Source organism: Sphingobium tyrosinilyticum (genome assembly GCF_042654265.1).
Lineage (GTDB): Bacteria > Pseudomonadota > Alphaproteobacteria > Sphingomonadales > Sphingomonadaceae > Sphingobium > Sphingobium tyrosinilyticum.
Genome location: NZ_JBHSFZ010000011.1, coordinates 1 through 23,872, shown reverse-complemented (window position 1 = coordinate 23,872; position 23,872 = coordinate 1). Strand labels below are relative to the sequence as shown.

The 23,872-nt window shown below is 63.7% G+C and carries 28 protein-coding genes and 1 tRNA gene; 15 read left to right on the top strand and 14 right to left on the bottom strand.

Annotation, left to right across the window (positions count from 1 at the left end; genetic code table 11):
* Positions 1 to 2: 2 nt before the first annotated feature.
* The 3 genes from ACFO3E_RS07385 to ftsE are packed head-to-tail and all read right to left on the bottom strand — an operon-like array spanning position 3 to position 2,145.
* Complete coding sequence (locus tag ACFO3E_RS07385) at positions 3 to 533, bottom strand: YdcF family protein (protein ID WP_380803527.1); 531 nt, start codon at positions 531 to 533, stop codon at positions 3 to 5.
* Positions 530 to 1,432, bottom strand: coding sequence for a cell division protein FtsX (locus ACFO3E_RS07380; protein ID WP_066525736.1), 903 nt, complete (start codon positions 1,430 to 1,432; stop codon positions 530 to 532). The genes ACFO3E_RS07385 and ACFO3E_RS07380 overlap by 4 nt, the downstream gene beginning before the upstream one ends.
* Positions 1,429 to 2,145, bottom strand: a complete 717-nt coding sequence (gene ftsE, locus ACFO3E_RS07375; protein ID WP_066525739.1) for a cell division ATP-binding protein FtsE — start codon at positions 2,143 to 2,145, stop codon at positions 1,429 to 1,431. Before ftsE ends, ACFO3E_RS07380 begins: the two co-directional genes overlap by 4 nt.
* A 170-nt stretch (positions 2,146 to 2,315) precedes the next feature.
* On the opposite strand from ftsE, the gene ACFO3E_RS07370 reads away from it, so the two are divergent.
* Positions 2,316 to 3,137, top strand: coding sequence for an MJ0042-type zinc finger domain-containing protein (locus tag ACFO3E_RS07370; protein ID WP_066525741.1), 822 nt, complete (start codon positions 2,316 to 2,318; stop codon positions 3,135 to 3,137).
* A 139-nt stretch (positions 3,138 to 3,276) separates the two neighbouring features.
* Here ACFO3E_RS07370 and ACFO3E_RS07365 read toward each other — a convergent pair whose 3' ends face one another.
* Both ACFO3E_RS07365 and ACFO3E_RS07360 read right to left on the bottom strand, forming a co-directional pair.
* Positions 3,277 to 4,182 carry a pirin family protein gene (locus ACFO3E_RS07365; RefSeq protein WP_066525743.1) on the bottom strand — a complete coding sequence of 302 codons (906 nt, stop codon included), beginning with the start codon at positions 4,180 to 4,182 and terminating at the stop codon, positions 3,277 to 3,279.
* 16 nt (positions 4,183 to 4,198) lie between these two features.
* Positions 4,199 to 4,486, bottom strand: a complete 288-nt coding sequence (locus ACFO3E_RS07360) for a BolA family protein (protein ID WP_066528882.1) — start codon at positions 4,484 to 4,486, stop codon at positions 4,199 to 4,201.
* A 44-nt stretch (positions 4,487 to 4,530) separates the two neighbouring features.
* On the opposite strand from ACFO3E_RS07360, the gene ACFO3E_RS07355 reads away from it, so the two are divergent.
* The 6 genes from ACFO3E_RS07355 (at position 4,531) to ACFO3E_RS07330 (ending at position 9,825) form a co-directional block, all read left to right on the top strand.
* Entirely contained in the window at positions 4,531 to 5,178 is a 648-nt protein-coding gene (locus tag ACFO3E_RS07355; RefSeq protein WP_066525744.1) for a J domain-containing protein, read from the top strand.
* 86 nt (positions 5,179 to 5,264) lie between these two features.
* Positions 5,265 to 6,272: a cobaltochelatase subunit CobS gene (gene cobS / locus ACFO3E_RS07350; RefSeq protein WP_066525747.1), complete on the top strand. Its 1,008-nt coding sequence runs from the start codon at positions 5,265 to 5,267 to the stop codon at positions 6,270 to 6,272.
* Positions 6,273 to 6,276: 4 nt separating this feature from the next.
* Complete coding sequence (locus ACFO3E_RS07345; protein WP_066525749.1) at positions 6,277 to 6,696, top strand: OsmC family protein; 420 nt, start codon at positions 6,277 to 6,279, stop codon at positions 6,694 to 6,696.
* Entirely contained in the window at positions 6,693 to 7,478 is a 786-nt protein-coding gene (locus ACFO3E_RS07340; RefSeq protein WP_380803520.1) for a tyrosine-protein phosphatase, read from the top strand. The genes ACFO3E_RS07345 and ACFO3E_RS07340 overlap by 4 nt, the downstream gene beginning before the upstream one ends.
* The gene (cobT, locus tag ACFO3E_RS07335) at positions 7,478 to 9,304 is read left to right on the top strand and encodes a cobaltochelatase subunit CobT (RefSeq protein ID WP_066525754.1); all 1,827 of its coding nucleotides are present in this window, start codon (positions 7,478 to 7,480) and stop codon (positions 9,302 to 9,304) included. Before ACFO3E_RS07340 ends, cobT begins: the two co-directional genes overlap by 1 nt.
* A gap of 50 nt (positions 9,305 to 9,354) precedes the next feature.
* A complete protein-coding gene (locus tag ACFO3E_RS07330; protein WP_066525757.1) occupies positions 9,355 to 9,825 on the top strand; it encodes a GreA/GreB family elongation factor in 471 nt (156 codons plus the stop codon).
* Between the two features lie 58 nt (positions 9,826 to 9,883).
* Here ACFO3E_RS07330 and ACFO3E_RS07325 read toward each other — a convergent pair whose 3' ends face one another.
* The 3 genes from ACFO3E_RS07325 to ACFO3E_RS07315 form a co-directional block, all read right to left on the bottom strand.
* A complete protein-coding gene (locus tag ACFO3E_RS07325; protein WP_066528884.1) occupies positions 9,884 to 10,375 on the bottom strand; it encodes a Dps family protein in 492 nt (163 codons plus the stop codon).
* Between the two features lie 119 nt (positions 10,376 to 10,494).
* Complete coding sequence (locus ACFO3E_RS07320; protein ID WP_066525760.1) at positions 10,495 to 11,061, bottom strand: TMEM165/GDT1 family protein; 567 nt, start codon at positions 11,059 to 11,061, stop codon at positions 10,495 to 10,497.
* Positions 11,062 to 11,079: 18 nt separating this feature from the next.
* Complete coding sequence (locus ACFO3E_RS07315; protein ID WP_066525763.1) at positions 11,080 to 11,406, bottom strand: hypothetical protein; 327 nt, start codon at positions 11,404 to 11,406, stop codon at positions 11,080 to 11,082.
* 213 nt (positions 11,407 to 11,619) lie between these two features.
* Between ACFO3E_RS07315 and rpmG the strand changes: the two genes are divergently transcribed.
* Positions 11,620 to 11,787, top strand: coding sequence for a 50S ribosomal protein L33 (gene rpmG, locus ACFO3E_RS07310; protein WP_007687342.1), 168 nt, complete (start codon positions 11,620 to 11,622; stop codon positions 11,785 to 11,787).
* 179 nt (positions 11,788 to 11,966) lie between these two features.
* Here the strand turns inward: rpmG and ACFO3E_RS07305 are convergent, their stop codons facing one another.
* A complete protein-coding gene (locus tag ACFO3E_RS07305) occupies positions 11,967 to 13,838 on the bottom strand; it encodes a PhoX family protein (RefSeq protein ID WP_066525764.1) in 1,872 nt (623 codons plus the stop codon).
* A 149-nt stretch (positions 13,839 to 13,987) separates the two neighbouring features.
* Positions 13,988 to 14,350 (bottom strand): response regulator, encoded by a 363-nt coding sequence (locus tag ACFO3E_RS07300; protein ID WP_197486240.1) that lies wholly within the window; start codon positions 14,348 to 14,350, stop codon positions 13,988 to 13,990.
* Between the two features lie 73 nt (positions 14,351 to 14,423).
* On the opposite strand from ACFO3E_RS07300, the gene ACFO3E_RS07295 reads away from it, so the two are divergent.
* The 5 genes from ACFO3E_RS07295 (at position 14,424) to ACFO3E_RS07275 (ending at position 17,663) form a co-directional block, all read left to right on the top strand.
* The gene (locus tag ACFO3E_RS07295) at positions 14,424 to 14,720 is read left to right on the top strand and encodes a DUF3572 domain-containing protein (protein WP_066528888.1); all 297 of its coding nucleotides are present in this window, start codon (positions 14,424 to 14,426) and stop codon (positions 14,718 to 14,720) included.
* Positions 14,717 to 15,373, top strand: a complete 657-nt coding sequence (locus tag ACFO3E_RS07290) for an HAD family hydrolase (RefSeq protein ID WP_066525768.1) — start codon at positions 14,717 to 14,719, stop codon at positions 15,371 to 15,373. Before ACFO3E_RS07295 ends, ACFO3E_RS07290 begins: the two co-directional genes overlap by 4 nt.
* A complete protein-coding gene (locus ACFO3E_RS07285; RefSeq protein WP_066525771.1) occupies positions 15,370 to 15,834 on the top strand; it encodes a RidA family protein in 465 nt (154 codons plus the stop codon). Before ACFO3E_RS07290 ends, ACFO3E_RS07285 begins: the two co-directional genes overlap by 4 nt.
* 70 nt (positions 15,835 to 15,904) lie before the next feature.
* Positions 15,905 to 16,537 (top strand): glycerophosphodiester phosphodiesterase family protein, encoded by a 633-nt coding sequence (locus tag ACFO3E_RS07280; protein ID WP_082919654.1) that lies wholly within the window; start codon positions 15,905 to 15,907, stop codon positions 16,535 to 16,537.
* On the top strand, positions 16,500 to 17,663 hold the full coding sequence (locus ACFO3E_RS07275; protein WP_197486241.1) for a GNAT family N-acetyltransferase: 1,164 nt from the start codon (positions 16,500 to 16,502) through the stop codon (positions 17,661 to 17,663). Before ACFO3E_RS07280 ends, ACFO3E_RS07275 begins: the two co-directional genes overlap by 38 nt.
* A 3-nt stretch (positions 17,664 to 17,666) precedes the next feature.
* On the opposite strand, the gene ACFO3E_RS07270 is transcribed toward ACFO3E_RS07275, so the two are convergent.
* A complete protein-coding gene (locus ACFO3E_RS07270; RefSeq protein WP_066525778.1) occupies positions 17,667 to 17,963 on the bottom strand; it encodes an SEL1-like repeat protein in 297 nt (98 codons plus the stop codon).
* A 197-nt stretch (positions 17,964 to 18,160) separates the two neighbouring features.
* Between ACFO3E_RS07270 and ACFO3E_RS07265 the strand changes: the two genes are divergently transcribed.
* Positions 18,161 to 19,438 (top strand): multidrug effflux MFS transporter, encoded by a 1,278-nt coding sequence (locus ACFO3E_RS07265; protein WP_066525780.1) that lies wholly within the window; start codon positions 18,161 to 18,163, stop codon positions 19,436 to 19,438.
* Between the two features lie 38 nt (positions 19,439 to 19,476).
* Here the strand turns inward: ACFO3E_RS07265 and ACFO3E_RS07260 are convergent, their stop codons facing one another.
* Positions 19,477 to 21,093, bottom strand: coding sequence for an amino acid permease (locus ACFO3E_RS07260; protein ID WP_066525783.1), 1,617 nt, complete (start codon positions 21,091 to 21,093; stop codon positions 19,477 to 19,479).
* Positions 21,094 to 21,239: 146 nt separating this feature from the next.
* On the opposite strand from ACFO3E_RS07260, the gene pgeF reads away from it, so the two are divergent.
* Entirely contained in the window at positions 21,240 to 21,998 is a 759-nt protein-coding gene (pgeF, locus tag ACFO3E_RS07255; RefSeq protein ID WP_066528890.1) for a peptidoglycan editing factor PgeF, read from the top strand.
* 68 nt (positions 21,999 to 22,066) lie between these two features.
* Here the strand turns inward: pgeF and ACFO3E_RS07250 are convergent, their stop codons facing one another.
* Together ACFO3E_RS07250 and ACFO3E_RS07245 are read right to left on the bottom strand one after the other, a co-directional pair.
* Positions 22,067 to 22,978: an oxidoreductase gene (locus ACFO3E_RS07250; protein ID WP_225870509.1), complete on the bottom strand. Its 912-nt coding sequence runs from the start codon at positions 22,976 to 22,978 to the stop codon at positions 22,067 to 22,069.
* Positions 22,979 to 23,662: 684 nt separating this feature from the next.
* A tRNA-Met gene (locus tag ACFO3E_RS07245) sits at positions 23,663 to 23,739 on the bottom strand.
* Positions 23,740 to 23,872: the final 133 nt, after the last annotated feature.

The following is a 23,872-nucleotide window of genomic DNA, read 5'->3' as shown; positions in this document are numbered from 1 at the left end:
CTTCAAATCCCGACCAGCGCAGCGGCACGGCGGAGCAGATATTTATTATATTCACGCATCAACATGGTGAGGCTGGGCCTGCTGCGCACGGCATCATAGATGATGGTGAGGCGGCCCGGCACTGCCTGGCGCAGTTCCAGCGCGGCGCGGCGCATATGCCAGTCGGTGGTGATAAGGCGGACGGTCCTGAAATGCCGCCGCTCCAGCCAGCGGGAGGTTTCGATCGCGTTGGAGCGCGTATCGATCGCTTCGCGGCCAAGGGTGATGCAGCAGGAAAACAGCCGCTCCGGCGCGTCATATTGCGCAGCAAGTTCGGACGGACGGACCGAGCGATCGACCCCGGAGATCAGCATCCGCTTGGCCGCGCCTTCCTGCAACAATGCAAGGCCGCGGTCGATGCGGCCAGCTCCCCCGGTCAGCACGACGATGGCGTCGGTCGGGCGACCGTCGAGCGGCTGCGGCAGGAAGATCGCGAACCAGGCGAAGCCCAGCATCCATGTGAGCAGCGTCACGGCGAAGAGGCGAACGATCATAGCAGCCGTCCCAGCGAGCGCAGCACGGTCCAGCGCGCGGCTAGCGTCGCCAGCAGCACGCCGCCCACCGGCAGGGCGGTGAGGATGAGCCAGCTGCTCCACGGCAGGCTGATTGCGGCGAGCAAGTCCGATCCGGTCGCGGTGAGGCGCGTACCGAGCAGGATGATGACCAGCAGCGCGGTGACGAAGCCGAGCAATCCGCCGAACAGCGCATCCAGGCCGATGCGGCGCTGGAACAGCCGGGCGATCTGGACATCCGTCGCGCCCATCAGGTGAAGGACGTCGATCGTCCCACGATGACTGTCATGCGCCGCCCGCGCCGCCAGCACGACGATGGCGGCGGTGGCGAGCGCCATCAGCAGCACGATGCCCGCCGCCAATCCGCCGAGCGCCGTCAGCAGGCTGCCGAGCGGCCGAAGGAAGGCGGCGTGCGGCTCCACGCGGATGCGGGGCGACAGGGTGGCAAGGACACGACCAAGGCGCTGCACCTGAGCGCGGGTGCCCCCCGGCTTCAGCTCCACATCGATCAGCGCCGGGATAGGCAGGTCGCCGCTTGCCGCGTCCTGGCCGAGCCAGGGGCGGATCTGGTCCGCGAGCGCTGCGGGATCGACGGGGTGGACGCTGCGCACATCGGGGGATTTTCGCAGCAGGCGCGCTGCCTCCCCGCTCAGCGCCTCGCGCCGGTCGGCATTGGCCTCGACGATCTGAACGGTGGCGCGGCCGGCAAGGTCTGCGCCCACCGACTGCACGGCGGCGGCTAGGCCAAGCCCGGCGGCGGCGGCCAGCACGGTCAGGAACATCATGATCGCGATGACCCAGGGCATCGGACCTGCGACCCGGCCTTCGGGGAGCAGCCGGTGGCGCGCGGCGGCGGCGGCGCGGCGGTCTGCGCCGGTCATGACGCGACGACGCCTTGCGGCCGGGGTGGATAGCGCAGCGATCCGGTGGGATCGGACAGGCGCCCCCTGTCCAGCCGCATCATCTGCGCGCCTTCCACCTGGCCGATGAGCGGCAGGTCGTGGGTGGCGACGACGATGGTGGTGCCGAGGCGATTGAGCGCTTCGAACAAGGTGAGCAGGCGGCGAGCCATGTCGGCATCCACGTTGCCGGTGGGTTCGTCGGCAACCAGGATCTCGGGCCTGGCGATGACGGCGCGGGCGATGGCGACGCGCTGCTGCTCTCCGCCCGACAGCGTCGCCGGGCGCGCCTGGCCCCGATCGCCAAGGCCCACCCAGTTCAGCATTTCCGAGACGGACGCGTCAATCTCGCTTTCGGCCATGCCTGCCACGCGCAGCGGCAGGGCGATATTATCATAGGCGGAAAGGTGCGGGACCAGCCGGAAATCCTGGAAGACGACGCCGATGCGGCGGCGGAAGCCGGGCAAGCGCTTACGAGGCAGCGTCACCACATCCTCCCCGAACAGGCGGATGACGCCGCGGCTAGGCCGCTGGGCAAGGTAGAGGAGCTTCAGGAGCGAGGTCTTTCCCGCGCCCGATGCGCCGGTCAGGAAATAGAAGCCGCCGCCATGCAGGGAGAAGCTGACGTCAGACAGCGTTTCACTGTCCAGACCATAGCGCAGGCCGACATTTTCGAACTGGACGATCGCCGACATGCCTCAATGAATGCGCGCAAGCGCTCCCTTCTGCCCCGTGGCCACAGCCATGGCACAGCGGGCAGGCAGGCGTAAAGCCCAACCGGCTTTAAACAGGCGAGTCGCGGCATCTTGGCATCGCCTCTTCAATGCCGCTTGCCCTCGAGTCCAAGCCGTGCCTATGAAGCGTCATGATCCTGGTGTGTCCCAATTGCGCCACGCGCTATATTGTGCCGGACAGCGCCGTCGGCCCCAATGGCCGCCAGGTTCGCTGCGCCTCCTGCAAACATAGCTGGTTCCAGGAAGGACCCGCGCTCGCGCCTCGGGAAGAGGCCGTGGCGATGACCGATGCGCCCGTCGCCGCAGCCGCCGCGCCCGTCGCGCCACCTGCGCCGCCCCCTGCTCCGGTCGAGGCGGAGCCTGCGCGCACGGCTGCCCCGGTGGCTGAGCCGGTGACGGCGGCTGCTCCGGAACCTGTCGCGGCGGCTCCGGAAGCGGCGGCGGCTCCGGCCAGGGACTATCGCGTCGATGACATTTACGGTCGCCGCCGGGACGAGGTTGAAGACAGCTATGCCGCGCCGGTGAAACCCCGGCGCAACCGGCTGAAGCTGTGGACCTATGCCGCGATTCTCTTCTGCCTGGCGATCGGCGGCGTGGGCGGTGCGCTTTGGTATTTCGGTACGCCGAGCTGGGCGATCAATCTCGGGCTGGTCGGGGAGGAAGGCGATCCCGACCTGCTTTTCTACCTGTCCAAGCCCGCCGAGCGGCGCAAGCTGCCCACGGGCGAGGAATATTTCGCTTTCGGCGCGCGGATCGTGAACAGCGGTAAGCAGACGCTGCCGGTGCCGCCGGTGCTGGTGCAGCTGCGCGATCAGCAGAATCGGCTGGTGTTCAGCTGGACGACCAAGGCCGATCGCACCAGCCTGAAACCGGGCGAGGAAGCGTCGATCAACGAAAGCCGGATCGATATTCCGAAAAATGCCGAGAATCTGTCACTGACTTTTGTGCAGTGAGTGGCGCCGCATAAGGCGGAGCCGGCGGGCAAACTGATCCACCAGCCCGTTCGCCCTGAGCTTGTTGAAGGGCTCCACATCTTGAAGAAAGGGGCTTCGACAGGCTCAGCCCGAACGGGGGACAGGTTCCGATGCCTGCCTAAGGATAGCTGACGGTCTTGGGACGGCCTTTGGGGATCGGAATGAATTCCTGATCGTCGCCGGGGATCAGGGGGAAGCGCATCGCTTCCCAATCCTCGCGCGCTTGGTAGAGCCGGTCAGTGCTCGAAGAGACGAAATTCCACCAGACATGGCGCGGCGTTTTGAACGCTTCGCCGCCGCAATAGATGACGCGACCGCCATCGACGCTCATCAACGTGGAGCGGGCGCCGGGCCGAAGAACGTAGAGCGTCTGGGGCAGTAGGGCCACGCCATCCAGCGCGGCGTCGCCGCCCGCCACGTAAAGGGCGCGCTCATCGCCGTCGGTGTCGATCGGCACGGTTCCGCCGGGAGATAGCTGGATATCGGCATAGATGGTGTCGGCATAGGTGGTGACCGGGGAAATCGCGCCCCACAGGCTACCCATGATCACGCGCGCGCTGGCGCGACCGCAATCGATAACCGGCAGTCCGCCCTCGCTGACATGTTCGAAGGCTGGGGCCATTTCCTCCTGACCATCCGGAAGCGCGAGCCAGGTCTGGATCGCGGAAATCTTGGACTCCTTCACCCGGTCGCTGTCGGGGGAGCGTTCGGAATGGACGATGCCGCTGCCCGCCGTCATCAGATTGACCGCGCCCGGCTCGATCAGCTGCTCGGTGCCGAGCGAGTCCCGGTGCAGGAAGGCACCCTCGAACATATAGGTGACGGTGGCGAGATTGATGTGGGGGTGCGGACGCACGTCTATGCCCTGCCCCGCCCCAATCTTGGCCGGGCCAGCCTGGTCGAAGAAGATGAAGGGACCTACCATCGTCCGGCCGGACGCGGGGAGCGAACGGTGGACGCGAAAGTCTCCGAGGTCGTGAGTGGTTGGCGTAATCGTCTGGATGACGAGATCGTCTAAGGTCATGAGTCTCCCTTCCAATTCAGGCTTCGCCGGGCGCGCGGGCCTTGATGGCAAGGGCGTGGACCTTTTCCCGCAGCAGGTCGGCCAGCGCGGCGTTGACCAGCCGCTGGCGCGCGACGCGGTTTTTGCCCGTAAAGTCGGCTGAGACGATCTCCACCGTGAAGTGGCTTTCGCCCGATCCATCATGGCCTGCATGACCGCGATGCTTTTCGCTTTCGTCGATCACGGCGAGATGCTCTGGCGACAGGGCGGCGCGCAGCCGCTGTTCAATCTCTGTGGCCACTGGGCCTTTCAGTTGGGTGCTCATCGCCCCTATATAGGCCCTTTGTTCCATCATGCATCAGGGCAATCTTGTCTACCGACCCCTTCTCGACCCGCCGGTTCAACCGCTTTCACGGCCGTGTGGAAAGCGACCGCCCCTGCGCGGTCGAAGGCTGCGAAGAGCCCGGCGAGTTTCGCGCGCCGCCGCTGGAGAGCAAGGGATCGAGCCATGAGGGGCCCCGCTGGCGCTGGCTGTGCCTCGAACATGTGCGCCAGTTCAACCAGGGCTATAATTTCTTCACAGGCATGAGCCCGGACGAGATCGCCGCCGCCCAGCGGCCCTATGCGGGTTGGGAGCGGGAGACGCGCGCCTTCTCCTCCAACGCGCACAGCCCCGGTCCCAAATGGGCGGACTTTACCGACCCGCTCGACGCGATCGGCGCCAAATTCAAGGAGCGGGTGCCAAAGGCGCGGGCCGACAATCAGATCCGGCAGGACGGCAAGTTCCTGTCGAACGAGGACCGCAAAGCGCTGTCGGTGATGGGGCTGCCCATCGATGCGGATCGCAAGGCGCTGCGGCAGCGTTATACGGAACTGCTGCGCCGCTATCATCCCGACCATAATGGCGGCGATCGTACGCATGAACATGCGCTGCAGGGCGTGATCGAAGCCTATGGACTGCTGCGCAAGGCGCCCGCCTTCGTTGAGCAGGCCAATCGGGCGAAAGGGGCCGCTTGATCGGCGGAGAAGGAGGCTCCACTCTATCGACAGGCCCTTGCCCGATCGTTTAGGGGCTGGAGTGACATGACCAGAAAGACCAGGAAATGACCGACATCCCGAACGTCCAGCCCGATACTCGTGCCGAAACGCTGCTGGCCGCGCCCGACCGCGAGGTGGATGCGCGCGAGGTGTTCGGCGTGGACGTCGATCTCAAGATCCCGGCCTTTTCCGAAGCGGATGAGCGGGTGCCGGACCTGGACCCCGCCTATGTGTTCGATCCGGACACGACGCTCGCGATCCTGGCGGGCTTCGCCTTCAACCGGCGCGTCATGGTGCAGGGCTATCATGGCACCGGCAAGTCGAGCCATATCGAGCAGGTCGCCGCGCGGCTGCGCTGGCCGTGCATCCGCATTAACCTCGACGCGCATATCAGCCGTATCGACCTGGTCGGGCGCGACGCCATTGTCCTCAAGGACGGGCAGCAGGTGACGGAATTCCGCGAAGGGCTGTTGCCCTGGGCGCTGCAGCGTCCTGTCGCGCTGGTGTTCGACGAATATGATGCGGGCCGTCCGGATGTGATGTTCGTGATCCAGCGCGTGCTGGAAACCGACGGCAAGATGACGTTGCTCGACCAGAACCGGGTCATCCGGCCGAACCCGCATTTCCGCCTGTTCGCGACCGCCAACACGGTCGGCCTAGGCGACACGACCGGCCTGTATCATGGCACGCAGCAGATCAACCAGGGCCAGATGGACCGATGGAACCTGGTGGTCACGCTCAACTATCTGCCCGCCGCGACCGAGGCGCAGATCGTCCTCGCCAAGTCGGGCGAGTACGATCATGAGGGCGGCCGCAAGGAAGTCGAGAATATGATCAAGGTGGCGGAACTGACCCGCCAGGGCTTCATCAACGGCGACATTTCGACGGTGATGAGCCCGCGCACCGTGATCAGCTGGGCCCAGAATGCGCTGATCTTCAAAAATATCGGCTTTGCCTTCCGCCTGTCCTTCCTCAACAAGTGCGATGAGGCGGAGCGGCCGTTGGTGGCCGAATATTATCAGCGCGTGTTCGGCAAGGATCTGCCCGAAAGCGTCGCCCACCGGGCGGCATGACGCGATGATCGTCGTCGAACGCATCGCCCCGGACGGCAGCGCCCACCGGATCAGCATCCGCGGGCATGAGCTGATCGCCGACATGACCGCACCGGACGGGCATGATGCGGGTCCCGATCCGCACGACCTGTATGATTCGGCGCTGGGCGCGTGCAAGGCGATGACCATGCTCTGGTATGCGCAGCGCAAGGGCATCCCGGTCGAAGGCATTCATGTCGGGGTGATCCGCGACGCGAGCCAGGAACGGGACGGCATCTACCGGCTGACCACGCGCATTGCGCTCAGCGGCCCGCTGACCGACGAGCAGCATGACACGCTGATCGGCGTCGCCGCGCGCTGCCCTGTCCACAAGCTGATGAGCGAAGTCGACACGCGGATCGAAACCGTAGCCGTGCCGCGTGTGGGTGAAGGCGAGCGGCCGTGAACAGCGCGGACGCGCCGTTTGCCCAAAGGGGCCGCCTGCGACTGGAGAGCGCGTTCAACCTGCGCGATTTTGGTGGTTACGCGACCGCCGACGGACGCGTGGTCCGGCGGGGCATGCTTTACCGTTCGGGAACAATGGCGCTGCTGAGCGACGCGGATGCCGCGCATCTCCGCTCGCTCGGCATCCGGGCGATCTGCGACTTCCGGCGGGGCAATGAACGGACCGCCGAACCGACGCTCTGGCATGGGGCGGAGGTCGATTATTTCTGCCGCGACTATAGCGAGAGCAGCGGCCTTCTGGGCGAGATGCTGAAGCGTACGGACGCGACGGCCGAAGACATGCGCGAAGCGATGCTGTCGCTCTATCGTGTCATTCCCGTTGACCATGCCGCATCCTATCGCGCCATGTTCGCGCAGATCGCGAACGGGCGCGTTCCCATCCTGATCAATTGTTCGGCGGGTAAGGATCGTACCGGTGTTGGCGCCGCGCTGATCCTGGCGGCGCTGGGCGTGCCGCGAGAGACCATCGTCGCAGATTATCTTCTGACCAATGAGCATGCCGATTGGAACTGGCTTCTGGCCCAGCGCAACACGCTCGTCGCGCGAGCACGGCGCGTGCGGCCGGAGGTGCTGGAGCCGCTGCTCACGGTCGATGTGGCCTATCTAGACGCTCTGTTCGCCGTTCTGGACGAAAGGCATGGCGGGGTTGACGGCTATCTGACCCAAGCGCTGGGCGTCGATGAGGCGGCACGCAAGGCGCTGCGCACGAGACTGCTCGACTGATGGCGGAGCGGTCACCCCTCGACGCCTTCAAGGATGTGCTGTCAGGCGCGGCGCGATCGATGGCGCGCGATGCGGAGGTGGAGGTGGGCTTCACCGCCGACGCGCCGCATATGGCGGGGAAGGCGATCAAAGTGCCGATGCCCGGCCGTAACCTGCCGCCCGAACAGGTCGCGCTTGCCCGTGGCTTTGCCGATGCCAATGCGCTGCGGTTGCGCCACCATAATTTGCGGATGCACGCGGCGGCTGCGCCAGCCGATGCGACGGCCCGGGCGGTCTATGACGCGGTCGAGCAGGCGCGGGTGGAAGCGATCGGATCGCGCGCGATGGAGGGCGTGCGCGCCAATCTCAACCATGCGTTGGAGTTGCGGCTGAAGTCGGACCCCCTGCGCCGCGCGCGCTCAGCCGATGAAGTGCCGCTATCGACCGCGCTAGCGCTCAAGGTGCGACAGCGGCTGACCGGGCAGGCTATCCCCAAGGATGCGGCGTCGGGCATGGCTATGGTCGATGCCTGGATCGAGGAGAAGGCGGGCGCCGACCTCGACGCGCTGGGACTGGCGATCGACGACCAGCGCGCGTTCCAGAAGCTTGCCCAGGCGATGCTGGAGCATTTGCAGCTGGTCGACAGCGATGTGCCGCCTGAAACCGACGAGAATGAGCCGCAGGAAGAAGGCGAGGACGAGGAGGAGCAGCAGGACGACGGCGATTCCGGCGAGGATGAGGCTGGCGACAGCGACATGAACGCCGAGGCGCGCGCCGAGGATAAGGGCGGCGACACCGAGGAGGGCGAAACCGAATATAGCGACGAGTTCGACGCCGACAGCGATGAAGGCGCCGACGATATGGGCGAAGAAGGCATGATGCCGGTTCGCCCCAACCGGCCGCTGTCTGACCTGCCGCCGGGCTTCGACTATAAGCCCTACAGCCAAGCGCATGATGAAGTCGTGACGGCCGAGGATCTGTGCGACGAGGAGGAACTGAACCGGCTGCGGGGCTTTCTGGATCAGCAGTTGGTCAGCCTGCAGGGTGCGGTCACGAAGCTCGCCAACCGGCTGCAAAGGCGGCTGATGGCGCAGCAATCGCGTAGCTGGGACTTCGATCAGGAAGAAGGAATGCTGGATGCGGCCCGGCTGGCGCGGATCATCATCGATCCCACGCGGTCGCTGTCCTACAAGATTGAGCGCGATACCGAATTTCGCGACACCGTCGTCACGCTGCTGATCGACAATTCAGGATCGATGCGCGGGCGGCCGATCAGCATCGCGGCGATCAGCGCCGACATCATGGCGCGCACGCTGGAGCGCTGCGGCGTCAAGACCGAGATTTTGGGCTTCACCACGCGCGCCTGGAAGGGCGGCCAGAGCCGCGAGGATTGGCTGGCTGCGGGACGGCCGCCGATGCCGGGGCGGCTGAATGACCTGCGGCACATCATCTACAAAAAAGCCGACGAACCGTGGCGCAGGGCGCGCCGTAATCTGGGCCTGATGATGCGCGAAGGGCTTCTGAAGGAAAATATCGACGGGGAGGCGCTGCTGTGGGCGCATAGCCGGCTGATCGCGCGCAACGAGGAACGCCGCATATTGATGGTGATTTCCGATGGCGCGCCGGTGGATGACTCCACCCTGTCGGTCAACAGCGGCACCTATCTGGAGCGGCATTTGCGACAGGTGATCGATTGGATCGAAAATCGGTCGTCCGTCCAGCTTGTGGCGATCGGCATCGGTCATGACGTCACGCGCTATTATAAGCGCGCCGTCACCATCATGGATGCCGAACAATTGGGCGGCACGATGGTCGAGCAACTCGCCGGTTTGTTCGACGAGGATTGAAAGGCCGCTCTGGCCACCCAATCTCGGCCGGATATTCTCAGGAGATATTTATGAGCGTCGCCTTTCGCCGCGAAAGCGATGAGGAGCATCTGGAGCCCACCTTCGAGATCCCGCTGCCGCTGGGCCCCAACTGGGTGACAGAGCGCGGGCTTCGGCTGACGCGCGAGAAGGTCGATGCGCTGGAAGCGATCGATATCGCCGCTATGGCCGAGGACGAGGCGAAGAAGCTGAAGCGCGAGCTGCGCTATTGGCGCACGCGGCTGGCGACGGCGGAGTTGCGACCGGCGCCGGATGGCAGAGCCGTGGCGTTTGGCGCGCGCGTTACTTATCGGCTGAATGGCCGAACCAAGACCGTCGCCATAGTCGGTGACGACGAAGCTGATCCTAATGAAGGGCGGATCAGCTTCTCTTCGCCACTTGCCCGCGCGATGATGAATGCCGAAGTGGGCGAGCTGCTCGATTTCGGTGGGAAGGCGGACGCTGTGGAGATCCTTTCGATCGATCCGATCCAGGAGGGTTGATCGCAATCTTGTTCTTCGCAGAGGCGCATGGAGCGCGTGTCTGCGAAGAACGACCTGATCAGCCGTTCCGGCCTGCCTCGAACAGGAACCAGGCGCGTTCTTCGGCCTGGTCGGTCCAGTCGTCGATAATGCCCTCTGTCGCATTGTCGCCTGCTTCGGTGGCGGCGGACTTGGCGGCGCGCAGGGCTTCGACCAGGCGCAGATTATCCTCGCGCAGTTCGTTCAGCATGTCGGCGGGGCTGACATAATCCGCGTCATTGTCTGCGATAGACTGGTGGCGGCCGATGTCGCCGATCGAGCGCAACGTGGTGTTGCCGGTCTTTCGCACACGCTCGGCAATGGCGTCGGTGGTAGCGAGAATCTGCGTGGCCTGCTCATCGAACATGAGGTGATAGTCGCGGAAGTGCGGCCCCGACACATGCCAGTGGAAATTCTTGGTCTTGAAATAGAGCGCATAGCTGTCCGCCAGCACGCCATTCAGCGCCTGTGCCACAGATTTGGTGGCGTTGTTGCGCAGGTCCGTCGGGGTTTTGAGGTCGGGGGCTGTCATGCTGTGCTCCTGGCTCATGCGATGATTTCGCGCGTATAATGATCTGGTGCCGAGAAGGTGCCATGACAAGGCGTGAATTGCCCGCCAAAATCCTCGTTCAGTCTGATGGACGCATTCGATCAGGCCAGTTGCAGCGCGCTGATGGCAAGAGCTGCCGCCAGGATCAGGGTGACCGCAGCGCCGCCATAGCGGATCGCCCGGACGGGGACGACGCGTAGCAGTCGCTCCCGCAGCAGCACCGCCGGGACTAGGGCGGTCGCCACTCCCAAAGCACCACCTATGCCCGCGAGTATCGGGTCAGCGGTGCGGGTAGCGATGCCGAGGATCAGGAATTGCGAGCCGTCGCCAAAGCCCAGGATGAAGAGCCCGAGCGCGGAGGTCAACAGCGGGCCCGTAGGCCAGCCGACGAGCGGATCGGGCGGCTTCACCGGCCAGAGCAGGCCAATGCCCAGGAACAGCAACGCCAGAGCAAGGAACAGCAGCCGCGCGTCCGATCCCAGCATCGGCGCGAGGAAGGCGCCAGCCGCAGCGGCGATCGCGGCGTTGGCGGCGGCCGCGATAAATATGCCCGCAATCATCGCGCCGTCGCGTCCGAACCGGGCCGCGAGCGCCAGCACCAGCAATTGATTCTTGTCACCGATCTCAGCCAGGAAGCACCCGAGCAGCGCGGTCAGCAATGCATCCATGAACCCGCCGGCCGATCGTCAGAGAGACATCGGCGTTCCGGCGATCGGCTTGACGGCCATGGGCATCGGTATGACCTGCGCCTCCGGCATTTCGGCCGCGATCGCGTCGCGCATCAGATCAAGATAGGAAAGCACCACAGGGCCCATCCCCTGCAGCGACAAGGCCGACTGCAGCGTTCCCGCCAATCCTTCGACGCTGTCGATCTGATAGGCGCGCGCGACATGGCGGATATGATCCACCTCATCCCGCAATCGCGCCAAGCTCACATGGCCTCGCTGTCCGGCAAGGCCGTCCACACGGCGCAGCAGATCTACAAGAATGGCCAGCATCGGATCATGTCGCATGGGAAGTCTCCCCCTGTCCTGTCGCTCCGATGACAGCATGTACCGGAACGGGTTAAGGCCGCGTAAAGCCTAGCATGGCCAGTGAGTCCCTGCCACGCGCGTATTGACATTATTCCGAATCTCCCTCATGGGCGGCTGCTGAAACGGGGCGGCCCTTTTTCGCAAGAATTGGGGGGCCGCTTTTCTTTTTCACGATATTCAGGAACCAGGGCCATGGCCAAGCCAGCAACCGTCAAGATTCGCCTCGTCAGCTCGGCTGACACCGGCTTCTTCTACGTCACCAAGAAGAACCCGCGCACGAAGACCGAGAAGCTGAGCTTCCGCAAATATGACCCGGTCGTGCGCAAGCATGTCGAGTTCAAGGAAGCCAAGATCAAGTGATCTGAAGGCGGGTTCGCCCGCCTCGGTCCACTTGCGTGGCTGACAGAAGAGGCCCGTCCCCTTGTGGGAACGGGCCTTTCCTTGTTCGCGATAAAATCGAGCAAATTTTAACCGTCCGTTCGTTCGAGCGAAGTTGAGAAACCTTCTCGCCCAGCTCGAAACGAACGGAGGGAGAAGGATCAGTTGCCGACCGGCTGACCGTCCGTCCGCGTCACGACGATCGTCGAGGAGCGCGGCTGCTGCCCTGCCACGGGCCAGTTGCCGGTCGGATGCTGGATGTTGATGAAGAAGGTCTTGAGGTCCGGCGTATAGGCGATGCCGGTGATTTCGCAGCCGGTTGGCCCGACCAGGAAACGCTTCGACTGCTTGCTGGCCTGATCGATATAATACATCGAATTGTTGCCGAAAGCCTGGACCATGTTGACCGCGGCGCCGTTCAACGTGCCGGCATTGCCGGTCAGATTATGGTCAGTCTGCACCCATAGGCGGCCCTGCGGATCGATGCGGAGACCATCGGGGCTGGAGAAGAAGTCGCCGTTGATATTGCCCTTGAGGTTCGCTTCGGCCAGCTGCGGATTGCCCGCCAGCAGGAACAGTTCCCAAGTGAATGTGGTGGCGAGCGGCGAATCGCCGGCCTCGCGGAACTTCAGGATATGGCCGTGCAGGTTGGTGACGCGCGGATTGGGATTGTCGGTCACGCGACGGCCGCTGTTGTTGGTCAGCGTCACGAAGATCGCCTGCTTGTTCGGCGCAACCGTGATCCATTCCGGACGGTCCATCAGCGTGCCGCCAGCCACGCGCGCAGCCGCCTGGGTGTTGATCAACACATCGGCGGTCGTGTTGAAATTGACCGTGACCGGCGGGGGCGGCGTGGTCGATTGGCTGACATTGCCCGGATCGGCCGCACCGGCGACCAGCCCGTTCTGCCCCTGCACCAGCGCGCGCCATTCGCCTGTGCCATCTGCGTTGAAGCGGGCGACATAGAGCGTGCCATAGTCGAGCAGGTCGGTGTTGGCTGCGCGATTGTTCGCGCTGTAGGCCCGGTTAGGAACGAATTTGTAGATGCAGCCCGGCGTCGAGTCATCGCCCATGTAGAAGGCGACGCGATTGTTGCTGTCGTTGAGATAGGCGACATTTTCATGGCTGAACCGGCCCATGGCGGTGCGCTTGGTCGGCTCGGCCAATTCCTGATACGGATCGATCTCGACAACCCAACCATAGTTGGTGGCGGGCTGCGTCGGATCGAGATAATTGTTCGTGGTCTCTTCACAGGTCAGATAAGTGCCCCAGGGCGTACGGCCGGAAGAGCAGTTGTTCAGCATGCCCTTGATCGAGCCCGAAAGCTGGCCCGCGGCGGGGCCGCCCGCGCGGTAGCTGCCGTTACCCGTGTAGCGCTTGTTGAAGCGCGAGCCCGCCTTCACCGCCCATTTGCCGTCCGTCCCCTTGGCGACTTCAACGACCGAAATGCCGACCGCCGACAGGGCGAGCGCTTTCTGGTCCGCCGTCGCGGTGGCCGCATTATAGCTGCCGGAAAACAGGATATTATAGTCGGCCAGTTCATGGTTGATGGCGAGCAGACCACCACCGTTGGCGTTAACGCCCGACAGCTCGAAATATTCCATGCCGTCATGATTGCCGCCGGCCCATTTTTCGGCGTCAGCGGGAGTCGGGAAGCTGCCGGCATAGGCCGTGCCTGCCTCAACCGAATCGCCAGCCTTCAGCAGCACATCGACAGTGTAACCGGTGGGAACGGTGACCGTGTCATTCTGGTTGGCTGCAACGGGTGCAAAGGCGATGGAATAGCTGGGCGCGGGAGTCGGGGTCGGCGTCGGGCTGGGTGAGGGAGTCGGCGAACTACCATCATCGTCATCGCCGCAAGCGGCGAGCGCGCCCAGCATCGGCAGCATGGACAGGCCGAGCAGGCCGTTCTTCAGGACAGAGCGGCGAGCCGGGTTGGCGGCGACGATCGCTTCCAGGCAATTGTCGCCAGCGTCGATCTTGGGCTCGGCATCACGAAACGGCGCGCGCGCCTCGTCGGTGAGGTGAGACATGGATTTACCCCTGTTGCGGATCGGACTGTCGGCGGGATGCCGCGTCCTTGGCCCGGGGAGTTGGCAGAGGCGCATGTAATCAAGGCTTCACTTCAAAGGCGCGCCCATGAAAATTGAATGACCGTATAATGACAGTTGTGACTCGCGCGTTACAGCAGGGCGTTCACCTGTTCGATGAAGCGCAGCACCGAAATCGGCTTGGACACATAAGCCTGCGCCCCTGCCCCGCGAATCCGGTCTTCGTCGCCCTTTCCGGCATAGGCAGTCACGGCCATGATCGGCACAAGCGCCAGCCGTGGGTCGCGTTTCAGGGAAATGATGAGGTCAAGGCCGCTGACATGGGGCAGGTGAATATCGGTAATCACCAGGTCTGGGCGAAATTCCAGCGCCTGCGCCACGACATCGCGGCCATCGCGCAACGGCAGCACCTCATGGCCATGCGCGCGCAGCAGATCGCAAAAAAGTTTGAGATTGAGTTCGTTGTCCTCGACAACGAGCACGCGCTTTGCCACCAGTCACCCGCGTTAGATAATGCGCATAAGAAAAGCGCGCTTTTTTAAAACTGCCCTTGGCCGAGAATCGATCATGCGTCCCGAGAACCCCGATGGCAAGCAGGATAGCCGCCAAGATGGCGAGGAAGCCGGCACGCTGGCGCTGATGGCGCTGGCTTGGACGCTGAATGATGAGCGGCGCGCCGACCGATTGCTGGCGTTGACGGGCCTTGACGCCGACGCGCTGCGCGCGGGGGTCGGCAATCCGGCCGTGTTGCGGGCGGTACTGGAATTCCTGGCCGATCATGAGCCGGACCTGATCGCCTGCGCCGAGGCGCTGGATACAAAACCAGCAGCCTTGATCGCCGCCCGGCAGGAACTGGGGCGATGAGCCGGCCGCTGATCATCACCGATTGCGACGAAGTGCTGCTGCACATGGTCGTCCCTTTTCGCGAATGGCTGGACGAGCATCATGACGTCCATTTCGACATGCGCGAACGCGGCTTTGCCGAGGCGCTGCGCCACAAAGACAGCGGCATCCCGCTGGAGCGCGAACTGGTGTGGCAACTGTTGGTCGGCTTTTTCGACACGGAAATGCACCGGCAAAAGCCCATCAGCGGCGCGGTAGAAGCGATGGCGCGGCTATCGCATGTCGCCGACATTGTGGTTCTCACCAATATCGGCGAGCGGCATCACCAGCAGCGGGTCGAGCAATTGGCGGCCCACGGCCTCCACTTTCCGGTCCATTGGAATCATGGCCCCAAGGGCGAACCCTTGGCCGCGATCGTGGCTGAGCGCCGCCCTTCGACCGCCCTCTTCATCGACGATCTGGCGGAACATCATCAATCGGTTGCGCAGCATGCGCCGGGCGTGTGGCGCCTGCACATGGTCGGTGAGCGGGAAATCGCGCCTCAGATCGATGTAGCGCCCCTCGCCCATGCACGGATCGACGACTGGACCAGCGCCGAAGCATGGATCATGGCGCGGCTGGGCGAAGGCCCCGCCCCTTCTGACATTTATCATTCCGATGGAGCCCCTGCATGAGCGTCGAAGCCCGCCTGACCGAACTAGGCATTACCCTGCCGAAAGCCGCCGCGCCGGTCGCGGCCTATGTCGCCACGGTAGAGGTCAACGGCCTGCTGCATATTTCCGGCCAGATATCCCTGTCCGATGGTCAGCTGATGACCGGCCGTCTCGGCGAGGATCGCGACCTCGACTTTGGCGTCAAGGCGGCGCGCGCCTGCGGGCTCAACCTGATCGCGCAGATGAAGGCGGCCCTGGGCAACCTGGACCGGGTCGAGCGGATCGTGAAGCTGGGCGCCTTCATCAGCAGCGTCCCCGGCTTCACCGATCAGCCCAAGGTTGCGAACGGCGCATCCGAACTGATGGTCGAAATTTTCGGCGAGGCGGGGAAACATGCCCGCAGCGCGGTGGGTGTGCCGGTGCTGCCGCTTGGCGCAGCAGTCGAAATCGACGCGATCGTCCTTGTCCGGCCGGCGGCATGACCTTTCCTTCCTGACCGCCCGTCCCTTCGCCCATCGCGGGCTGCATGGGGTGGGGATCAGCGAAAATGGCATGGCCGCCTTTCGCGCAGCCATTGCTCAAGGCCATGGCATCGAGTGCGATGTGCGGCTGAGCCGCGATGGCGTGGCGATGGTTTTTCACGATGTGGCGCTGCTGCGCATGACCGGCGCCGAAGGGCTGCTGTCGGATCTCTCCGCAGAAAGACTCGAACAGACCAAGCTAACGGACGGCGGCGGCATCCCCCGTCTGGAGGCATTGCTCCAGCTATGCGGACCGAACGTCCCGCTGCTGATCGAACTCAAGGTGATAGGCCGTCATGTGGGACCGCTCTGTGCCGCTGTCGCTCGGGATCTGGCGCGCCATCCTGGCGCGCTTGCCGCCGTCATGTCCTTCAACCCCGTAGCGATCCGCTGGTTCGCCCGGCGCATGCCGCAAGTGGTGCGGGGGCTGGTGGTGACGGAGCAGGGTGAAGCCGGTTGGCGCGGCGCGGCCCGACGCGGCCTTGCACTTTGGGTGGCGAAACCCGATTTTGTCGCTTGTGATATTCGCGACCTCCCCTCTTTTTCGGCAAAAGCCCGCGAGCAGGGCCTGCCCGTGCTGACTTGGACCGTGCGGACGGCGAGTGAGCGCGCCAATGCCGCAATCCATGCCGACCAGATCATATTCGAGATTCCGCGTGACTGAATGCGTCGCGCGGATGGCTGGCGGCGTGGCGGATGTTCCGCGTGACCAGTGGGACGCCTGCTCCGGAGGCGGCAATCCCTTCATGAGCTGGGATTTTCTAGGCGCGCTGGAACGGTCGGGCAGCGTAGGCCCCGGCACCGGATGGCAGCCTTTGCCTTTAGTCATCGACGGCGCGGATGGGCGCATCGCGGCTGCGGCACCGCTTTATGGCAAGACGCACAGCCAGGGCGAATATGTGTTCGACCACGGCTGGGCCGATGCCTGGGAGCGCGCTGGAGGCCAATATTATCCCAAAATTCAGCTCGCCGCGCCCTTTTCGCCCGTCCCCGGCCCCCGGCTGCTGTTACGTGATCCCGCGCTCGCTCCGGCGCTGATCGCGGGCATTGAGGCGGTGGTGGAGCGTAACGACCTGTCCTCCGCCCACGCGACCTTCATCGATCCGGCGCAGGTGCCGCTGTTCGAAGCGGCGGGCTGGCTGATCCGCGAGGACAGCCAGTTCCATTGGACTAATCGCGGCTATCGCGACTTTGGCGATTTCCTCGCCACCTTGTCGAGCGCCAAGCGGAAGAATATTCGCAAGGAACGTGAGCGCGCAGTCGAAGGTCTGGAGATCGTCCACCTGACCGGCAGCGACCTTCAGGAAGCGCATTGGGACGCTTTCTGGCGATTTTATCAGGATACCGGCTCACGCAAATGGGGTCGGCCCTATCTCACCCGGTCCTTTTTCTCGATGCTGGGCGAAAGCATGGCCGATCGCGTGCTGCTGATGCTGGCGAAAAGGCAGGGCAGACCGATTGCAGGGGCGCTCAACCTGATTGGCGACGAAGCCCTGTATGGCCGCTATTGGGGTTGCGTCGAGGATGTGCCCCATCTGCATTTTGAACTATGCTATTATCAGGCGATCGATGTCGCCATCGCGCGCGGACTGGCACGGGTCGAGGCGGGCGCGCAGGGCAGTCACAAGCTGGCGCGGGGCTATGGACCTGAGCCCACTTATTCCGCGCATTTTCTGCCCAATCCGTCCTTTCGGCGAGCAGTGGCCGACTTTCTGGCGGCGGAGCGGACGGGCGTGCAGCGCGATCGCATCTGGCTTTCCGAACGCGCGCCGTTCCGGAAGGACGGCTGACGATCAGGCGGCGCGCAGCTGACCCGCGGCAAGCAAGGCGCGGGCCTGGCGCTGGGCCTCGGCGATTTCGCGCGCTGTCATTTCTTCGGCAATTTCGGCGCGCATCGCCTGGCCCTCTTCGCTGCCGCGCAGGGCCGCGAGGTTGAACCATTTATGCGCTTCGATCAGATCGACCGGCATGCCGCCGGTGCCGCAGCTATAGGCGACGCCGAGGTCAAAACAGGCCTCCGCCGATTCCCAGCCTGTGTCCGACAGGCGGCTTTCCATGAGAAACTGTGCACTCTTCAGACTGTTCGCCACGACCGAATCCCCCTGTGGATTTCGACATAAAGCTTCTCTACAGACGTCACGGTGCACCGGCAGGCGATAAAAAATGGTTAACGCACGTTCGTGGTGATAATCGGCCAAGGCCGGAAAAGCGGGATGAGCAAGGTTAATGCGGCGGGGCGACCCATCTAGGGCTGGCTTCACGGAGGGTTTATCCCCATAGCCGCGCCATGACCAACCCACCCCTTCCGGTCGCCGCCACAGTATCGCAAAAAGATGTCGGCTTCCGCGAGTTCGTCGTGCTCAGCGCATGCCTGATGGCGATGAACGCGCTGTCCACCGACCCGATGCTGCCGGCGCTGCCGGACATCGGCCGCGACCTGGCGATAGAGGCGGCCAATGACCGCCAGCTCATCATCAGCACCTATTTTCTGGGCCTGGGGATCGGGTCGTTGCTGTTTGGCGTGCTGTCGGACCGTTTTGGCCGCAAACCCGTGCTGGGCGGCGCGTTGGCGCTTTTCATCCTGTCCACGATCGGCTGTGCCGTGGCGCACAGCTTTCCCATGATGCTGGTGGGGCGTTTCCTTGCCGGATTCTTCGCGGGAGCGAGCCGGGTGGTCGCGGTCGGGATCATCCGCGACCGGTTCAAGGGCGACGCCATGGCGAAGGTCATGTCCCTTATACTTGCCGTATTCATGCTGATCCCCGTGGTCGCTCCCAGCTTTGGCCAAGCCATATTGTGGTTCGCGCCATGGCGATGGATCTTCTGGATACTGGCGATCCAAGCGGCGCTGATCCTGATATGGATGATCCTGCGCATGCCCGAGACGTTGAGGCCGGAAAACCGGCTGCGGATGAACCCGGCGACGATCTTCCGCACCATGGCTGCCGTAATGACCCATCGCAGCTCTGCTGGCTATATGTTGGCCAGCGGCGTGGTGATGAGCGGGTTGATCGGTTTCATCCTGTCCGTGCAGCAGATTTTCTTCGACATCTTCCATGCGCAAAAGGCCTTCCCTCTCGCCTTCGCCGTGATGGCGGGCAGCATGGGTGTCGGCAGCCTGCTGAACAGCCGGTTGGTATCGCGCTTCGGCGCGCGGCGGCTCAGCCAAGGCGCAGTGCTGTCGTTGATCCTGACCAGCGCCATCCACCTTGTCGTGATCGTCGCCGGAATGGAGACGATGTACAGCTTCATGTTCTTCCAATCGGCGACGATGATGGCGGTGGCCTTCACCGCGTCCAATTTCGGCGCGATCTCCATGGAGCCGTTCGCCAGGGGAGCGGGCGCCGCCTCATCCTTCCAGGCATTTCTGACGACCGCCGTGTCCAGTGCGCTGGGTAGTGTGGTCGGACGGGCATTTGACGGCACCACCCTGCCGCTGACCGTGGGCATGCTGATCTTTGGCGGCGCGGCTTTCCTGATCGTGCTGTTCGCGGAGAGGGGCAAGCTGTTCACCCGCCCGCGTCATGACGCGCTGCGCGAACCGGAATTAGATACGATTCATTGAAAAGAGGCGGCGGTTCGCGCCGCCGCCCCCCTGCTTGATCAGGCGTCTTGCCCGCCCGGCGTGTGCGCACCCGGCATGGGCGGCACGGGTTGCGGCGGAATGCCGATATCCTGCTCATGCGTTTCGACGATGCCGCGGGCCACATGACTCTTGCGATAGCCATATAGGAAATAGAGGAACAGGCCGAGGCCGCCCCAAACCGGCAGGACCAGCTGAGCATCGACCGGCAGGTTGAAGAAGAGAAACAGACAGCCGACCGCGGCCATGGGCGCGATGAACCACACGGCGGGCGTGCGGAATGGACGGACGCGGTGAGGATCGCGTACGCGCAACACGAGTATCGCGATCGACACCATGAAGAAGGCGAAAAGCGTACCGGAATTGGAAATGTCCGCCAGTTGGCCCACCGGCAGCAAGGCCGCACCAATGGCGACGAAAACACCCGTCACCATGGTGACGATATGGGGCGTCTTGAAGCGTGGATGAATGCTGGCGAGCTTTTCGGGCAGCAGGCCGTCGCGAGCCATCACAAAGAAGATGCGGGTTTGGCCGAACATCATCATCAAAATGACGGACGGTAGCGCCAAGTTAGCGGCGAGGCCCAACGCGTTGCCCACAACCGTCCAGTTGATCGAACGCAGCACATGGGCAAGCGCCTCGTTGGAGCAGACCAGGTCTCCGGCATGAGCGGCGGTGGCGCAGGCTTCAGCGAAACCCTTCGATCCCGGCGCCACGACCGAACCGTCCAGGCCGATCACCGGCTGCGCGCCAATGGCGCCGATCGCCCCGGCCGCGACGAGCAGGTAGAAGATCGTGCAGATCGCCAAGCTGCCGATCAGGCCGATGGGCACGTTGCGCTGAGGGTTTTTGGTCTCCTCCGCTGCAGTGGAGACGGCATCAAAGCCGACATAGGCGAAGAAGATAGAAGCCGCCGCGCCCACGACCCCCATGCCGCTCGTCCCTTCCGGGCCAAACCAGCCATTGGGTGCGAAGGGGGAGAAATTGCCTGTATCGAGAACTGGCAATGTGAGGGCGATGAAAGCCGTAAGCGCCGCGACCTTGATTGCGACCAGGACGGCGTTGACTCGCGCGCTTTCCGTGGTGCCGATGACAAGCAGGGCTGTCACCGCAAGCGCCACGACGATCGCGGGAATGTTGATGACCCCATGAGAAAAATCAGCATGGGGCAGCAGGCCATTCATGGTCCAGGCAGGACCCGCCGAAAGCGCCTGAGGCAGTTCAAGCCCTGTGAGGCTTTTCATCAGGCCCATGAAATAGCCTGACCAACCGACCGAAACCGCGCTGGCAGCCACCGCATATTCCAGAATGAGGGCCCACCCCACCATCCAGGCCAGCAGTTCGCCCACCACCGCATAGGTGTAGGTATAGGCAGAGCCCGACACGGGAACCATGGACGCGATTTCAGAATAGCAAAGCGCTGCGAAGGCGCAGACGGCGCCTGCAATCACGAAGCTCCACATCATGCCCGGGCCAGCCTTTTGCGCGGCGGCGGCGGTCAATACAAAGATACCTGTCCCGATGATGGCCCCGACCCCAAGCAGGGTCAGCTGTATCGGACCCAAGGTTCGCACCAGCGATTTTTTTTCCGCCGTCGCCAATATGGCGTCCAAGGACTTGATGCGGCCGAAGATCATGTGTGGAGCCCTTTATATTTCATATCTTTTGCCCAAACGGCGCACGGCGGCCGTTCCCCTCTGTTCTGTGCCCGAGACTATCGCTTATTATGGCGCGCGCAAGTATGTTGCGCGACCTCGACACGCTTGTCCAAAGGGAGTTTTCAATGGTCGAACTGCTGCGCGCCGCAAGCCTGCAGGGCGTTCCGCACGGCTTTGCAGGCCGCCGGGGGGGCGTATCGACCGGTGTGCATGCGGGCCTGAACGTCGGGCTTGGTTCGGAAGATGAGCGGGATGCCATCCTGAGTAACCGGGACTTGGCGAAGGATGCCCTGCTGCCTGGCGCGGCCTTGGTGACGGTGCGGCAGGTCCACTCGCCGGATGTCATAACCGTAACCGGCTCCATTACCGACGCGCATCGTCCGGCTGCCGATGCAATGGTGACGGATCGGCCGGGCTTGATCCTCGGCATATTGACGGCGGATTGCGTACCCGTGCTGCTCGCCGATGCGGAGGCGGGCATTGTCGGCGCAGCGCATGCGGGCTGGAAAGGCGCACTCACGGGCGTGACGGACCTGACGATCGCGGCGATGCAGAAGATGGGTGCGCGCGCCGACCGGATCAGCGCTGCCATCGGCCCTTGTATTAGCCGCAGCTCCTATGAAGTGACGCTGGATTTCGCGCGCAATTTCGAAGCTAAGGATGCGAAAAATGGCCGCTTTTTCACCGAAGGGCGAGAAGGCCACTGTCAGTTCGATATTGCCGCCTATGTAGCGGCGCGCCTTGCTGACGCTGGCGTCGGACGGATCGAGATGCTCGATCAGGACACCTACAGCCAACCCGAGCGCTTCTTCAGCTATCGGCGCTCCTGCCACTTGGGGGAGGCGAGCTACGGACGGCAAATTTCGATGATCGCCGTGGGGTGAGCAGGACGGTGGAAGCTATCGACTGTCCTTCGCCGTAATCCACCAGCATGCGCCGGTGCGCTTTTTCGTTAGACCGCCGGTAGCCCTGGATCGATTCCCGTCAACTCAACGGAGAGGTCCCAAAGCCGCCGCGCATTCTCGGCTTCGCGCGCGAAACTTTCGACGACCGCGGAACCTGACACACCCCTCATCTCCCAAGGGCCTTGCGGTCCGAAATAGTCACCGCCTTGTGCTTGCGGATCGGTGGCGGCTTGAAGCGCTGGCCAGGCGGCTGCGGATACCGGGTTGAACAGGGGCCGCGCCAGCGGCATTAGTGACTGCGTCCATCGAGGCAGATGGCGCATCAGCTCGGTCAGCGACACGCCAGGGTGGCAACCGATTGCATGGACCGGAGAGCCGGCTGCCCGCAACCGTCGATCAAGTTCGAGGACGAACAGCAGGTTGGCCAATTTGCTCTGACCATAATAGCGCGCCGGATCATAGCTCCGTTCCGCATTCCAATCGTCCCACAGCATACGGCCTCTGCGGTGCGCCAGACTGGACGTGACGACGACGCGTGAGCCCAGCGTTTGGGCGAGCTTGGGTAGTAGCAAGGCTGTGAGCGCGAAGGTGCCGAGATGGTTGACCCCGAACTGGAGCTCAAAACCCTGCACCGTTCGGGAGAGCGGCGGGATCATCACGCCCGCATTGTTGAGCAGGACATCAAGTCGCGGCTCCCCAGCGATACGCTCGGCTGCGGCGTGGACGCTCACTAGATCGGCCTGATCCAACAGAACCAGATCAAGGTCGGCGCCCGGCGCCGCCGCGGCGATGTCCCTGATCGCCGCTTCGCCTCGATCCGCATCGCGACATCCAAGCAGCACTCGCGCACCTTTACTGGCGAGCGCCTTGGCGGCCTCGAAACCGATGCCAGTGTTAGCGCCGGTGATCAGGATCGTGCGGCCGTGCTGATCTGGTACATCGGCAGTCTTGAAGCCCATGAGCATCCCTTATGCCGGGTGGTGAGTTTCCTAATGCCGCTTCCTAAGCGCAAAGACAACGCCATGCGTCATAGGGTTGCGGAGCGGCGAGCGGGACGTGCTGATTGGCCCTGATGCTGGTGGAGATTGGGGGCTTGAGTCCATTTTAGCGAAGGGCAGGAGGGCGCGATCAAAGCTGTCGGCGGACTGGTTTACAGCGGCCTGCCTCGGCCTGATGTGCGCACCTTTTCTCGTCCGGTCACAAATGGATTCGGGGGTTGATATGCTGCTCATCCGGGCGATGTTGCCCGACCCGCGGGGCAGCATGGGCGAATGTCAGCGGGCCTATCCGGCTGGTGGGCGGGTTGCGCTGGCGGTCTCGGCGCGGCGCGGGGCGGATGAGACATGCGTCACGCTCACCTCAGGCCGGATCGTCCTGCGCCGATGGAGGAGGTGTGGCTGGCCGCGGTGTCCAGCACGAGATGGGGCAGGCGACGAAGCCGGAAGTACGATTACGCCCGGAACGCTGCGGGCGGCTTTGCTTCGATACCGAGCCAGGAGCACAAAACGGTTTGACCGCGAGCGCGGGCACTTCTGCGCTGGCGCTCGACTTTTGAGGTGAGCGTCGTCTTGAGTGGGCGGAATGGGGTTGTTTAGAACGACCAAAGGCCCTCTGCGGTTTGCGGGGGGCCTTTTTGGTTATGTTGGTTGCGGGAGTAGGATTTGAACCTACGACCTTCAGGTTATGAGCCTGACGAGCTACCGGGCTGCTCCATCCCGCGTCACCGATATTTGCTCCTGCCGTTGCGTGGCCAGGAGGCGCAAAAGGGCGGCTTTATGGGCCGCCCTTTTGTGAGATGTGAATGGGTTTTATCCAAAGCGCAAGCTTCAATGCCTGGCGACGCCCTACTCTTC